The organism is Shewanella sp. MF08487, assembly GCF_050848685.1.
GTDB classification, from domain to species: domain Bacteria; phylum Pseudomonadota; class Gammaproteobacteria; order Enterobacterales; family Shewanellaceae; genus Shewanella; species Shewanella glacialipiscicola.
Genome location: NZ_JBOZPB010000002.1, coordinates 214,648 through 229,387, shown reverse-complemented (window position 1 = coordinate 229,387; position 14,740 = coordinate 214,648). Strand labels below are relative to the sequence as shown.

The window sequence follows — 14,740 nt, the reverse complement described above, 5'->3', positions numbered from 1 at the left end:
AAGCTAACAGCACATTCGTAAAAATAACTGATGAATACTAATCCCAAATAAACTCGCGAAAGTGTTTACGACACACTGACTCATAACTTTCATTGCCGCCAATAGCGACTTGCTCACCTTCGCGCATCACTTTACCTTCACCATCAAGACGCACCACCATGTTAGCCTTACGGCCACAATGGCATATGGTTTTTAATTCAACCAATTTATCAGCCCAAGCTAATAAATAATGACTGCCGGTAAAAAGCTCGCCTTGGAAATCTGTTCTTAAACCATAACAGAGCACAGGAATGTCAATATTATCGACTACATGTGTGAGTTGTTTAACTTGTTCTTTACTCAGAAATTGGCACTCGTCAACCAACACACAGCTTAAAGGCGTGGCTTGATGCACATCGGTAATCATCTGCGTTAAATCATCTTTACTACTAAAAACCTGTGCTTCGGTTTCAATGCCGATACGCGACGCGACTTTACCTTTACCGTATCGGTCGTCTATCGAGGCTGTCATCACCAAAGTATTCATGCCGCGTTCGCGGTAATTATAGGACGACTGCAATAAAGAAGTGGATTTTCCCGCGTTCATTGCCGAATAATAAAAATACAATTGAGCCAAGACTTATACCCTTTTTAAAACGTTACCCATAGGCCTCTGTTACCAGAGCGAAATTGGTTGCTAGTCTAACATTGCGTTTCACATCAGAACACTAGCTAACACTAAGCATTTTTAATGAATTTGAGCAACTACGCCAAGTTATTCAGCATTTTATTCCACAATCATCTATGAGAGCACTTCCAATCAAGCTGGCTCAATCTTCATATTAACAAATGTAACCAAAAAACTCAGTTACCAAGTAGTTGTTACAACAACCTTAACTGAAACTTAATTGTTGTTTTATAGATAAAAAAGTGATGAAGACTAAATCACAAAACTGAGACCTACCCCCAAAGTAATAGATGAAAATGGGCTTTCGCTCAAAAAACAAACATGCCATTAACACTATTATCCTATTCGAGACAAATCGTGCTCAATAAAAAAAAGAAAGTATTCGATAACGAGCGAATGAAAATCAACGGTTAATGTACTGATCTCCCCTGCAGACTTTAGTGCCTCTCTCCGTCCCTTATTCGCATATTGGATCATATGGAGATAATAATGAAAATTTTCACTTCAAAAAAACTGGCATATTTAGTTGCCTTAGCGCTAACCGGAGCCCTTGTTGGTTGCGGTAGCGATGGTGACGATGGAGCCCCTGGTGCTCCTGGAATACCAGGCACCCCCGGAATTCCAGGCACTCCCGGAGTTCCAGGCACACCGCCACCTGTTACTAACTCAACGATGACTAACGTCAAAGTGATCAACTACAGCTTTGAAGAAGGCAGTATTAGTTACGAGTTTGAAGTTACAGATGAAAACAACAATCCAATCAAAGGATTGCTTAACGCTCAGGCTAAAGTTGCAGCATTAACAGATAAAGGCTTTATTACTAACCGTACCGAAGCAGATAAAAACGGTATTGTTGATAACGTTTACATTGGCGGTGAAGGAACTCAAGCAACAACCGGCGCAGAATTAACAGCATTAGCCGATGGGCATTATCAATTTAAAGTCCCCATGAAAGGCGTAAATCCAAGCACCGAAGGTATCGTTTGGTTACGTGTCGGTGGTAACGATGGTATTGCCACATCTAAACCGTTAGTCGTTAACAAACCTGAAGGCACCCATTCAACGACAACAGACAGTTGTTACTCATGTCACGTCGATTACGCTACCAGCCCGCGTCGTCATGCAAGCTACGTTGCAACAGGCATGGACAGTGAAGTCACCTTCGTAGAGGGTTGTTTAGTGTGTCACGGCTCAGTCAGCCGCGCTGTAGTGAACGCTGAAGGCTTCTCTACTGGTAGTTATGCGACCAACACCCTATCTAAAATTGGTCATATCAATCACCAAGATTTTACTAAAGACTTCTCAGTACAAAACTGTACATCTTGCCACGTTGAAGCGCCTAAAAACATCAACGTAGCTGGACCCGGTTGTATTGATTGCCATGATAGTGGTGGCGTACCAGGGGCAATTATCCCAAGTAATGGTGCGGATCTGCGCATTATGCACGAAAGCAAAGCGGGTATAACCGAACGCCAAGCCATTCGCGCTAAGTACAAACTTGAATTATCTACACCGGTAAAAGTAGCTGATATTTCAGTTAAAACTGACCACTTTATCGATGGCACTGCAGCAGCGAAAACCGAACCAGGTTGGTGTACTACGCTGACGGTCAAAGATGTTGATGGTAATATTTTCAGCATCAAAGACAACTTCAACTACACCACAGTATTTAATCCCGCTAAACCCATTGTTTATGCGGGTGCCTATTTGCACGCCTATGACAATGGTAGCTTAGTCGGTCGTCCTGGCGAACGTGCTAAGTACTACTATGGTTACAACACAGACGGCACTAAGAATATCTGTCATTTGTTGACTGATATCAGCGCAGTGAATGCTAACTATGCTTATTCAGCCCGCGTCACATTTAGTACCGCAGGTTGGATGGAATATGATGGCAATCAACGTTATCAAAGCAATGGTAGCCTAAGAGCTAACGGATATGACGGCTCCATGGGCGTATCCTTTACTGCCTACTCAGATGTTGTTAACCCAACAACAGAACTCAAAGTGTCAGGCTTTGAACGCCGTGAAATAGTTAGCGCGACCAGCTGTACAACGTGCCATAACGATGCCACTGCGTTCCACAAGAATGGTGCCTTTGATGACGGCGGTAATAGCTGTATTGCTTGCCATGATAACGGCATGGCGCGTACTTCAGCAGCTTTAGGTGCAGGTTTTGGCCCTATGGTCCACAGCTGGCACTGGGGCAACGGTGCTAACGTGGGTGAAATGAAAGCGGATGGAACCCAAGCAAAAACTGCTAATGGTGCAGGAGCCATCAACCCGGTGACCAGTTGTGTTGCTTGCCATGCTAAAGCAATTGATTTAGATAACATTCCAAATCAATACATTTTAGAACCCGGCAATAAAATGACCAGCCCAGTCACCGCTAACTGTTATGCCTGCCACACAAGCGATTCAGCTAAGGCACATATGGCAAGCAATGGTGGTGAAATCAGCGTACCAAGTGTGGCTGATTGGTTTAAACAACCCACCTCTGAATCTTGTGCTGTATGCCATGACACAGGTAAAAGCTCTGGTATTGATAAATATCACAACTTCACTCGTTAATTCATCATCACCTGATTTAGATGCGAGCAAATAGTTAGTAAAAAGTGATATCAATTTTCCCTGCAAGGAAATAGCCAAAGGAGTCCCACCAACATGGGGCTCCTTTTTTATTTAGATACATTTCCACAACAAGCCATTTTCAGTCCCATTTAAGTTAATAACGTTACAGTCCTAAAAAACAACAATTAAAAGGAAGTCACTTAATTATGCGTAAACATTTTATTGCCATCGCCATCGGCGCCACGCTCACCGCCGGATTTATGGCAGGTTGTAGCAACACAGAAACTAAAGCCCCTAACGCCATGTCAGTACAAACCCAGAACCCCTTGCTCCAAGTCAGTAGTCTGCAATATCAAGCGCCCGACTTTAGCATCATTAAAGATGAGCACTTTACGCCAGCCCTAGAACAAGGCATGGCCGAGCACTATCAAGAAATTCTCGCAATAGCCAATAATCCCGCAGCCGCCAGCTTCGATAACACCATTGTGGCTATGGAAAAAAGTGGTGCCCTGCTCAACCGAGCATCGAGTGTGTTTTATAATTTAGCGGGCTCGAACAGCAATCCTGAGCTGCGTAAAATTCAAGGTGACATGGCGCCTAAAATGGCGGCACATTCTGACAACATCAATTTAAATCCTGCACTATTTGCCCGTATCGAAGCCATCTATGACAATCGCACCAACTTAGGGTTAACCCCAGAAGCCGTGCGTTTGGTTGAGGTATATCACCAACGCTTTATCATGGCTGGCGCTAAACTGACCGATGAACAAAAAGTTAAAATCCGCGCGTTAAATGAAGAACAATCAACACTAACGAATGAGTTCTCTCAGCGTTTATTGCGCTTAACTAAAGAAATTGCGGTGGTAGTGGATTCGAAAAATGAGCTTGCAGGATTAACCGAAAGCGAAATCACGTCGGCCGCAAACGATGCCAAAGTAGCGGGTCACGATGGCAAGTATCTGATTAACATCACCAACACCACTCGCCAACCTGTGTTGGCATCACTGGAAAACCGTGAGCTACGCCAGCGTATTTGGGAAGCCTCCGCAAACCGTGGCTTGAGCGGTGAAAACGAAACTGCGTCGCTGGTATCTCGTTTAGCGAAACTCAGAGCCGAGCGCGCAACACTATTAGGCTATGAAAACTGGGCAAGTTATCGATTAGCACCGCAAATGGCAAAAACACCCGAAGCGGTTTACAGCATGTTTGGCTCAATGGTGCCTGCGGTCGTTGCTAACACAGAGAAAGAAGCCGCCGACATTCAAGCCATGATCACTAAAACCGGTGGAAAATTTGAACTCGCGCCATGGGACTGGGAGTTCTACGCCGAAAAAGTCCGCCAAGAAAAATATGCACTGGATGGTGATAGTGTTCGCCCATACTTTGAGTTTAACCGCGTCCTCGAAGATGGCGTGTTCTACACACTCAAAGAACTCTATGGCGTCACTCTAAAACCACGCCCAGATTTACCGGTTTACCATCCCGATGTGAAAGCCTACGAAATGTTTGATGCCGATGGCTCAAGCATGGCCATTTTCTACGCCGACTATTTTGCCCGTGAAGGTAAACGTGGTGGCGCATGGATGAGTTCGTTCGTCGGTCAATCCTTCCTCGAAGGCACTAAACCTGTGGTCGTCAACGTGATGAACATAAAGAAAGCGCCCGAAGGTCAACCCACATTCGTCAGCTATAACGAAGTCACCACTATGTTCCATGAAATGGGTCACGGCACCCACGGCATGTTCTCCAAAGTGACTTATCCAAGTCTGGCGGGCACCTCGGTTTCACGCGACTTTGTCGAATTTCCATCGACGTTTGAAGAAGATTGGGCCGCCCATCCAAAAGTGTTAGCGAACTACGCTAAGCACTATGAAACAGGCAAACCCATTCCCGATGAACTGCTGCAAAAACTGCTGAAATCTGGCGGCTTCAACCAGGGGTTCGACACACTAGAATATATGGCTGCGGCATTAGTAGATATGGAGTGGCATTCATTAAGCCCTGATGCGCCGCTGCAAGATGTGCCAACCTTTGAAGCCAATGCGTTGAAAAAGCACGGCTTAAACATCAGCGCAGTACCGCCACGCTATAAATCGACCTACTTTGCTCACGCCTTCCCCGGTGGTTACTCGGCAAGTTATTACGCGTATATGTGGAGTGAAATTTTAGCGGCGGATGCCTTTGCCTATGTGCAAACACAAGGTGGATTAAACCGTGAAATCGGCATGAAATACCGTAAAACAATCCGAGAAGTAGGTAATAGTGTCGCCCCTATGGAAGCCTACAAAAACTTCCGCGGACAAGAGCCAACGACAGAGGGTTTACTTAACCGCCGTGGTTTAAATACTGCAAATAAGTAAAGCAGACGTATTAATACTATCCATAACAAATCAGCCAGCATAATGCTGGCTGATTTTTTTATCTTTTATTATTTTTGCGCAATAACGTTTTACAGTAACAGGCTCAATTAACGGTTTAGTTAATCGCCCCTTTAGATTTGATTTTGAGCACAATAATACTGAGCACAAATACCACACTACAAGCCACTAAACCAGCGGTCACTGACTCGGTAAAACCAAGCACCACATAACCCGCCAAGCTAATAAATGCCGCGATAAGCGCATAGGGAAGCTGAGTGACCACATGGTCGATATGGTGGCAACTGGCCCCTGTTGACGACAAAATAGTGGTATCTGAAATGGGCGAGCAATGATCGCCAAATACCGCGCCCGCCAGCACAGAAGCAAGCATAGGTAACATCATGCTAGTGTGACTTCCCATCGCCATATCGGCCGCAATCGGCAACATGATCCCGAACGTTCCCCAGCTAGTTCCGGTAGAAAACGCAGTAATACCCGCTAACACGAACATTAACGCAGGCAAAAAAGCGAACGGAATATTGCCTGTCGCTAAGCTCGCCATAAACTTACCGGTTTCGAGTTGACCAATTACACCTGCAATCGTCCAAGCAAACAACAGAATATAAATCGCCGGCAGCATAGAGCGAGCGCCCTGCACAACACCTTTGACTATCATCGACTTTTCAACGCCCTGTATTAAATTCAACAGTAACGAAATAGCTAAGCCAATTAACGCACCAAAGAACAGTGATGAACTAACATCGGTTTTCTCAAAAGCGGAAATGATATTAAATTCAATTCCTTCAGCGGCTAATACTTGAGCCCCGCTGCTGACCATAAAATATAAGGTGGCAAACACTAACGCGATAATAGGCAGAAATAATCCTAAGATCTTACCGGTTTCCGCTTCGGGTAAATCGGCATTCGCCCCAGGCGGTAATCCTTTTGACTCATCGTATAAATGACCCCGTTGGGCATTAAGCTCATGCTCGCGCATTGGCCCAACATCTAATCCCATAAAAACTACAAAAAGTAATAATAATAAGGAGAAGATGGCATAAAAATTCATGGGGATCATTTGAATAAAAATACTCAAATGGCCTGTATCGGCAAAACCATGGGCGGTTAATATTCCGCCGATGAGGGCAATAATATAAGCGCCCCAGCTCGAAACTGGAGAAATAACGCACACAGGCGCCGCAGTAGAATCTAATAAATAAGCTAACTTAGCGCGGGAAATATAATAACGGTCAGTAACAGGTCTTGCGACCGACCCAACAACTAAGCTATTGAAATAATCATCAATAAACACTACGCAACCTAGAAACATGGTTAATAGTTTAGCGTCACGCTTATTACGAATATGTAAACGAGCCCAATCGGCAAAAGCCCGAGCGCTGCCACTTACCGTAATTAACGCGGTGATCATTCCCAGTACAATTAAGAAACCGAGAATATATAAGTTCCACGAATTAAGGCCTTCCCCCGTCCAAAAAAGTCCTTTAACGCCATTAAATACAAATTCACCTGTGGCTAAGGGTGAAAATTGATTGAGCAATAAAGCACCAATCAAGATACCTAGCCCCAAGGAGAGTAGTACGCGGCGAGTTAAAATCGCCAATACAATCGCCACCGCAGGCGGCAATAAGGAAAGTGCCGAATCGGCATAATTCATAACAGTCATTGATTATTATCTTCGTTAAATACGAATGGAGGGCGACTGAACTGGTGGGGAAGGCAATAGATACCCAAGGTCACCTGTCCTATCAGTAGCGCTCCATAGTAACTATTTCCAATATCCGTATCGGAAAATACTATGGCAGTGTTGTACCTATTAGGCACAACCCCAGCAGTTGATTGTGATAAATCGAACTACTTCGGCACCAAATCCTTTCGTAATCGATCAACGGAATCACCCTACTGATCACTACTGATATTTGGCGCACCTCTACTTCTAAGAACGCTCGTACTCGAGCGCGTGGCACATAAAAACATAAGCGGCTGAGCAGATGCTAGCGCAAAGCCACTTAATGTGATCTAGATCACAGATAAAATCAACCGAGACTGGAAATAAGCTCAGGAACTGCCTCAAATAGGTCAGCAACTAATCCATAGTCCGCCACTTGAAAAATCGGTGCTTCAGGATCTTTGTTGATAGCAACGATGACTTTAGCATCTTTCATGCCGGCTAAATGTTGAATCGCTCCCGAGATACCTACGGCAATATACAAGTTAGGCGCAACGATTTTACCGGTTTGACCCACTTGTAAATCGTTAGGCACAAAGCCAGCATCAACAGCAGCACGCGATGCACCCACTGCTGCACCAAGCTTGTCAGCTAGCTGCTCTAACATGCCAAAGTTTTCGCCACTGCCCATACCACGGCCGCCAGAAACGATAATGCCCGCATTACCGAGTTCTGGTCGTTCAGAAACCGTCAGTGATTGAGATACAAACTGTGTTTTCGCTTCAAACACTTTATCGAGTGTCGTCACAGCTGCGTTGTTGCCTTCTGATGCTGCATCAAAGGCACTGGCGCGCACTGTCATCACTTTAATGGCATCAAGGCTTTGCAGTGTTTCTAAGGCATTACCCGCGTAGATTGGACGCACAAAGGTGTCAGCACTCACTACCGCTATCACTTCCGAGATTTGCGCCACGTCGAGCAATGCCGCCACGCGTGGCAGTGTATCTTTGCCTAGACTCGAAGCCGAGGCCAAAATATGGCCATAACTTGGCGCTAAATCCACCAGCAACTTAGCAAAATTTTCGGCTAAGTGCGCTTGGTACGCGCTGGCATCGGCCACGAGCACTTGGCTAACGCCTTGTAGCGCCTGCGCGGCTTTGACAACAGCGCCACACTGATGACCAGCAACTAAGACGTGCACTTCATCACCAATAGCGCGAGCAGCGGTAACTATTTTCGCGGTATCAAGTTTCAGCGCGCTATTATCATGTTCAGCTAATACTAAAATGGCCATTTAGATCACCTTCGCTTCATTTTTTAACTTTTCAACTAGCTCAGTTACCGACGCTACCATGATGCCCGCTTTACGTTCAGCTGGCGGAGTGACCTTAACAATCGTTTGGTGACTCTTTAACGTCACCCCTAAATCCGCCACAGTGAATACGTCTAATGGCTTACGCTTAGCTTTCATGATGTTAGGCAGTGAGGCATAACGCGGTTCGTTTAAGCGTAAATCCGCCGTGACAACCGCAGGTAAAGATAATTGTAGCGTTTGCATACCACCGTCAATTTCACGGGTGACTTGCAATCCATTCGCTTCTAATTTGATTTCTGAGGCAAAAGTCGCCTGCGGCATATCCATCAGTGCAGCAAACATTTGGCCGGTTTGGTTGTTGTCACCGTCAATCGACTGCTTACCAAAAATCACCAGATCAGCCTGCTCTTTGTCTTGTACTGCTTTAAGCAATTTAGCGATAGATAATGGCACTAGACTTTCGTCAGTCTCAATATGGATCGCGCGATCTGCGCCTAATGCCAGCGCGGTACGCAGTTGTTCTTGCACCGCTTTACCGCCAATACTCACCACCACCACTTCAGTAGCGCTACCCGCTTCTTTTAAACGAACCGCTTCTTCAACTGCGATTTCACAAAAAGGGTTTAACGCCATTTTTAGGTTTGCAGTGTCGACACTGGTATTGTCAGCTTTGACCCTGACCTTTACATTGGCATCAACAACGCGCTTAACGGGCACCAATACTTTCATAGGGTTTCCTTTCTACACTTTCATGTACATGGACAAAACATTGGTTAATACCAATGCAAGATACGGCAACTTTACGTCCTGTTGACGTTAACGTCAATCAAAGTAAAACGCTTGTTTGCATTTTTAATAAGCTTGAACGACCATTTTTAACGCACTTAATTAGCTCAATTTAAAAAGTTCAAAAATTAAATAATATTTAATTTTGATTAAATGCATAATTTTATTTGATTCGAGCTATATTAGTTTCTATCATTCAGGGGTTGTTCACCATTATCCTGTATTAAAAATTGAGTGGGACTAAAATAGATATGAACGAATTTTTAGAAATATTAACTCACGGTCGTCGTTTTAAAGCGGCAGTAAAAGAACTTAGCGTTGAAGAGCTACGTGATTTAGCCGAAAAATTGAATAAGATTTTAGTAGAACGCGAGTCTATGGCCGAGGAAGAAGAACAAGCCATGGCAGCTCGTAATGCTAAAATTGAAGAAATCCGTCAGCAAATGGAAGCCGTGGGTTTATCCATTGATGATTTAGGTGGCACAGCTGTTAAAGCAACAGCAAAGAAACGTGCTCCTCGCCCAGCGAAATACCAAATTGAAGTTAATGGTGAAATGGTTCAGTGGACTGGTCAAGGCCGTATGCCAACAGTCTTTAAGAACGAGATCAATAAAGGTCGTTCTATGGACGACTTTTTAATCTAATCGAGTAATAGATTAGGCCCAGCACCCACCATATGTTGCATAAAAACCCGCATTATTGCGGGTTTTTTTATATCTACACTTTATTTTAATCTTAAGCTACAGCCAGTAAATTTTATGCTTTAAATTACGTTACAATTCAATCTTAGTATTTACATCCGCTTTAAGTTAACCTTTATTCACTCTAACTAAATTGAATAAAATAATGCAGATAAACAATAAGATAATTATAAGCTGCAGCATAATAGCGAGCTTAGTATCACAGGCAACATTTGCTAAAAACAATACTGAAACACCCCCAAATAAACTGACTGCACTTACCCATGCTGAATTAATTATTGCTCCAGGTAAACACTTAACTAATGCGACTTTATTAGTTGAAAATAATCGTATTAAGGCGATTATTGAACACGGTGAAATTCCCGCCGGCGCATTTGAAATCGACTTAAGTGGTTATACTATTTATCCGGGGTTTATCGATCCCTTCACCGACTATGCCATTGAGTTCGAATATCCGAAGCTTGGGCTCACGCGTCCTGTCTATGATATTAAACGTATTGGCGGCAATGCAGAAAATGGTGCAATTCATTTTGAAAAAGAATGGTTTAATTACGTTTACCCCAATAAAGAACGAGCAAAAGAGTGGATTCATAATGGTTTTACCAGTGTGCAAAGTAGCAAACTCGACGGTATCTTCCGCGGCACAGGTGTTAGTCTTTCACTCGCCGACAAAACGGCCAATGAAGTGATTTATCGCGCCCGCAGTCAACCTTTTATGGCATTCGATAAAGGCTCGTCTGAACAAGATTATCCAGAATCATTAATGGGCAGCATTGCACTTATTAGGCAAACCTTTGCCGATGCGAGTTGGTATAACCAAAATAAAAGTAAACTCGCCAATGGGGCAATAAATAATCAAATAGAATTTAATATTGCCTTTGAACGTTTAGATAATTTGGCTAGTAAACAAATCATCTTTGAAACCAAAAATCTCAACGACCAATTACGCGCGGCCCATTTACTCAAAGAACATAAACTGCCAGCAAACCTGCTTGGTAATGGTCAAGAATACTCGCGTATCAATGAGTTAAAGGCGTTGAACTATCCGTTAATTTTGCCGCTCAATTATCCACAGGCACCCGATGTTGGCACAGATGATACTGAGCGCGAAGTGTCACTAGCAGATTTAAGACAATGGGAGCGTGCACCAACCAACCCCGCAGTAGTTGCCAAAGCAGGTATCCCCTTCGCGCTGACACAATTTGGCATTAAGACTGAAGATTTTTGGCCGCGCCTGCGCCAAGCGATTGCTCAAGGTTTAAGTGAAGATCAAGCTTTAGCGGCACTCACTACCCAAGCCGCGAAGATGACAGGTACTGATGATTTTACCGGCAAACTCGCGCCTGGTTATATGGCTGACTTTGTTATCACTAAAGGCAATATCTTTAAAGATGGGCAAATTTATAGCGTCTGGCTTCAGGGGCAAGCACAAACGGTTCGGTCCCTCGCGCAGGCTAAATTACTGGGCGATTATCAATTAAGCCTCGACAACCTCACGCTGGATTTATCGCTGCAAAATGCCAGTAAAGGCAATAAGCCTAAAATCGAAGGTAACTTAAGCAGTGGCGATCACAGTATTACTCTTAGCCAACTTCAGTTAGATGACGATGGCAGAGTGAGCTTTACGGCTGATTTAAGCTCTGCAGGTATCAATGGCCTGAGCCGCTTTACGCTGTGGATGGCAAAGGACGGCATCCAAGGCCGCATGACTGATGCCAATAGTCGCACCATAAATGTTGCGGGTATCGCAATAGCTAAAACGACAACAGTGACTAAAACAGCAACGATTGATAGTGCTGACCAAGCAAGCAACCAGCTACCCAAAAATGAAGTTAATACAAATCTAGTGAGTCACCTCACCTTCCCTAATGTCGCTTACGGACTGAGTGAAACACCTAAGGTTGAAAAACTGCACATAAAGAATGCCACCTTGTGGACATCGGATAAGCAAGGCATTCTCGAACATGCTGATCTCTTGATGGCCAATGGCCGCATCGAAAAAATTGGCCAGCAATTAAATACGCCATCAGGTTATCAAGTCCTCGATGCAACAGGTAAACACCTCACTGCGGGCATAGTCGATGAACACTCGCATATCGCCATTAATGGCGGTACTAACGAAGGAACAGACGCAGTAACCTCTGAAGTACGCATTGGCGATGTGATTAATCCCGATGACATTTCACTCTATCGTGCTTTAGCAGGCGGTGTCACCAGTGCACAATTGCTCCACGGCAGCGCCAATCCTATTGGCGGCCAATCGCAACTGATCAAAATGAAATGGGGCGAATCAGCCGAGCAACTTAAATTTGCTAACGCGCCCGCCAGTATCAAATTTGCTTTAGGTGAAAACGTCAAACAGAGTAATTGGGGCGAGAAATTTGTTCAGCGCTTCCCCCAGACTCGCATGGGAGTCAAAGCGTTATTTGAAGAGACCTTCGACGCTGCCATCGCCTATGAGAATGCGTTAAAAGCCTATGATGAACTGCGCTCCAGCGATAAAAAGAAAACCGTCGCCCCGCGCCCAAGTTATCGCCTTCAGGCGGTGGCCGAAGTATTAAATCAGCAACGTGATGTGCACATTCATTCTTACGTGCAGTCAGAAATTCTGATGTTTATCCGCCTAGCCGAGGCCTATCACTTTAAAGTGCAGACCTTTACCCATGTGCTCGAAGGTTACAAAGTAGCAAGTGAACTGGCCGCCCATGGCGCTGGCGCATCGACCTTTGCCGATTGGTGGGCCTATAAGTTTGAGGTGTATGATGCGATTCCGCAAAATGCTTGTCTGATGCAAAACAAAGGCGTGACCACCAGCATTAACTCAGACGATTATGAAATGCAGCGCAGACTCAACCAAGAAGCAGCTAAGTCTATGATGTATTGCAATATGTCGAAGGAAGATGCTTGGAACATGGTCACCATCAATCCAGCCAAGCAATTAAGAGTCGATGAATTTGTGGGTTCACTCACTACAGGGAAAATGGCCGATATTGTGCTGTGGAACGCAGAGCCATTGTCGATTTACGCCAAAGTGACGCAGGCATGGGTTGAAGGGAAACGCTATTTTGACCGCGACCAAGACCAAGTCGCCCAGCAAGCCGTAGTCAACGAGCGCGCCGCACTTATCCAAAAAATTCTTAGTAGTGATGAGCAAGCCAAAGCGGGTGAAAAAGTCACGCCACTTAACGAGCCACAGTGGCACTGCGACACCCACTATCAGGCATGGGGCCACACTCATGAGGGAGCCAAATAATGCATTATTCAGCTAAAACCTTTTTATTTACGCTGCTACTGGCCACTCTTTGTACCGCGCCGGTAATGGCTAATAATATCGTGCCTACACCTAAACAAAGCCGCAGCGTACTGATTAAAAATGCTACGGTGCACACAGTCAGTCAAGGCGTACTTAACAACACAGACGTCCTGATTGAAAATGGCAAGATCACGGCCGTTGGATCTCAACTCTCCAGCCAAATCAACAATGCAACCGCAGAAACCAGTGACACTCAAATCATCGATGCCAGCGGTAAACACTTGTATCCGGGCTTAATTGCCCTAGATACCAGCTTAGGCTTAGTCGAAATTGAAATGAGCCGCCCCACGGTTGATAACGCCGAAGTGGGTTATATCAATCCGCAGATCAGCACAGCCACAGCTTACAATCCAGATTCTGAGCTCATTCCGACCATACGTTTCAACGGTATTACCCATGCACAAATCGTCCCAAGCGGCGATGGTTTAGCAGGACAATCGGTATTGGTCAATCTCGATGCTTGGACGATTGAAGATGCACTGACGCCCAGTGCTGGGCAGTTCCATGTCTATTGGCCGCAAATCAAACGCATACCAGAAGATAAAAAAGAGAAAGCCAAGGCCATCGAGAAAAATCAGCAGGCAATCGACAAACTTAATATCGCCTTTGAAGATGGCTATCGCTATTTCTTAAGTAATAAAGCCAAAAACAAAGATACAAACAAGCATGAAACGCCACTGTCGGCGGCAAATAACCTGCGCTGGCAGGCCATGTTGCCGCTATACCAAGGCAAAGCGACACTGTTTGCCCATGCCGACAGTGTTGGCCAAATTGAGCAAGTGATCGCCTTGACGAAAAAATACCAATTCAAATTGGTGATTGTCGGCGGATACGATGCATGGCGTTTAACTTCAAGCCTGAAGGACGTTAACGCTGGGGTCATTTATCCACATACCTTGAGTCTGCCAAGGCGTAAAGATGAGCCAGTGGATTTACCCTTTAAAATCCCCTCCTTGCTCGCTAATGCGGGCATCCCCTTCGCCCTTGGGTTTTCATCGGACTGGAATAGCCGTAACCTCCCCTACGCCGCAGGCTACAGCGCCGCCTATGATTTAACGCCTGAACAAGCACTTAAGTCCATCACCTTAGATGCCGCAAAACTGTTAGGTGTGGAGGATTTAGGTGCGATAGCGGTGGGGTATCAAGGCAGTGTTGTGCTGTCCGAGGGTGACATTCTCGACCCTATGACCAATAGAATTGACGCTATCTGGATTGAAGGCCGGCAGATAGATCTGAATAATCGCCATCGGCAGCTTTATCAAAAGTACCTTAAGCGGTAGAATTTACTCAGATAATAATATCGCATCGGCGCAGCCTACTTATGCTGCGCAGTTTCCACA

General features: G+C 45.0%; 9 protein-coding genes and 1 riboswitch. Of the genes, 5 read left to right on the top strand and 4 right to left on the bottom strand.

All coding sequences use genetic code 11. The features are described 5' to 3' along the window. Positions 1 to 37 precede the first annotated feature (37 nt). Positions 38 to 616, bottom strand: a complete 579-nt coding sequence (locus ACRN9H_RS02395) for a thymidine kinase (protein WP_220774437.1) — start codon at positions 614 to 616, stop codon at positions 38 to 40. Positions 617 to 1,156: 540 nt separating this feature from the next. On the opposite strand from ACRN9H_RS02395, the gene ACRN9H_RS02390 reads away from it, so the two are divergent. Beyond that, the gene (locus ACRN9H_RS02390) at positions 1,157 to 3,238 is read left to right on the top strand and encodes a multiheme c-type cytochrome (protein WP_432312303.1); all 2,082 of its coding nucleotides are present in this window, start codon (positions 1,157 to 1,159) and stop codon (positions 3,236 to 3,238) included. A gap of 206 nt (positions 3,239 to 3,444) precedes the next feature. Further along, positions 3,445 to 5,598 (top strand): M3 family metallopeptidase, encoded by a 2,154-nt coding sequence (locus tag ACRN9H_RS02385; RefSeq protein ID WP_432312302.1) that lies wholly within the window; start codon positions 3,445 to 3,447, stop codon positions 5,596 to 5,598. A gap of 115 nt (positions 5,599 to 5,713) precedes the next feature. Here the strand turns inward: ACRN9H_RS02385 and ACRN9H_RS02380 are convergent, their stop codons facing one another. From ACRN9H_RS02380 to ACRN9H_RS02370, 3 genes are all read right to left on the bottom strand, one after another. Continuing rightward, positions 5,714 to 7,282, bottom strand: a complete 1,569-nt coding sequence (locus ACRN9H_RS02380) for a Na+/H+ antiporter NhaC family protein (RefSeq protein WP_432312301.1) — start codon at positions 7,280 to 7,282, stop codon at positions 5,714 to 5,716. Positions 7,283 to 7,360: 78 nt separating this feature from the next. Next, a riboswitch (Lysine riboswitch) is annotated at positions 7,361 to 7,557 on the bottom strand. 95 nt (positions 7,558 to 7,652) lie between these two features. Further along, complete coding sequence (locus tag ACRN9H_RS02375; protein WP_432312300.1) at positions 7,653 to 8,579, bottom strand: electron transfer flavoprotein subunit alpha/FixB family protein; 927 nt, start codon at positions 8,577 to 8,579, stop codon at positions 7,653 to 7,655. Continuing rightward, complete coding sequence (locus ACRN9H_RS02370; protein WP_432312299.1) at positions 8,580 to 9,329, bottom strand: electron transfer flavoprotein subunit beta/FixA family protein; 750 nt, start codon at positions 9,327 to 9,329, stop codon at positions 8,580 to 8,582. A gap of 308 nt (positions 9,330 to 9,637) precedes the next feature. Here ACRN9H_RS02370 and ACRN9H_RS02365 point away from each other — a divergent pair, with 308 nt between their 5' ends. From ACRN9H_RS02365 to ACRN9H_RS02355, 3 genes are all read left to right on the top strand, one after another. Further along, a complete protein-coding gene (locus ACRN9H_RS02365) occupies positions 9,638 to 10,030 on the top strand; it encodes an H-NS family nucleoid-associated regulatory protein (protein ID WP_432312298.1) in 393 nt (130 codons plus the stop codon). A 202-nt stretch (positions 10,031 to 10,232) separates the two neighbouring features. Further along, entirely contained in the window at positions 10,233 to 13,340 is a 3,108-nt protein-coding gene (locus ACRN9H_RS02360) for an amidohydrolase family protein (protein ID WP_432312297.1), read from the top strand. Further along, positions 13,340 to 14,680 carry an amidohydrolase family protein gene (locus ACRN9H_RS02355; protein WP_432312296.1) on the top strand — a complete coding sequence of 447 codons (1,341 nt, stop codon included), beginning with the start codon at positions 13,340 to 13,342 and terminating at the stop codon, positions 14,678 to 14,680. Before ACRN9H_RS02360 ends, ACRN9H_RS02355 begins: the two co-directional genes overlap by 1 nt. Positions 14,681 to 14,740 lie beyond the last annotated feature (60 nt).

What these genes read in the sequence shown, in the direction of transcription:
- ACRN9H_RS02390 (WP_432312303.1), top strand. Translation starts at nt 1,157, where the DNA reads ATGAAAATTTTCACTTCAAAAAAACTGGCATATTTAGTTGCCTTAGCG.
- ACRN9H_RS02385 (WP_432312302.1), top strand. Translation starts at nt 3,445, where the DNA reads ATGCGTAAACATTTTATTGCCATCGCCATCGGCGCCACGCTCACCGCC.
- ACRN9H_RS02380 (WP_432312301.1), bottom strand. Translation starts at nt 7,282, where the DNA reads ATGACTGTTATGAATTATGCCGATTCGGCACTTTCCTTATTGCCGCCT.
- ACRN9H_RS02375 (WP_432312300.1), bottom strand. Translation starts at nt 8,579, where the DNA reads ATGGCCATTTTAGTATTAGCTGAACATGATAATAGCGCGCTGAAACTT.
- ACRN9H_RS02370 (WP_432312299.1), bottom strand. Translation starts at nt 9,329, where the DNA reads ATGAAAGTATTGGTGCCCGTTAAGCGCGTTGTTGATGCCAATGTAAAG.
- ACRN9H_RS02365 (WP_432312298.1), top strand. Translation starts at nt 9,638, where the DNA reads ATGAACGAATTTTTAGAAATATTAACTCACGGTCGTCGTTTTAAAGCG.
- ACRN9H_RS02360 (WP_432312297.1), top strand. Translation starts at nt 10,233, where the DNA reads ATGCAGATAAACAATAAGATAATTATAAGCTGCAGCATAATAGCGAGC.
- ACRN9H_RS02355 (WP_432312296.1), top strand. Translation starts at nt 13,340, where the DNA reads ATGCATTATTCAGCTAAAACCTTTTTATTTACGCTGCTACTGGCCACT.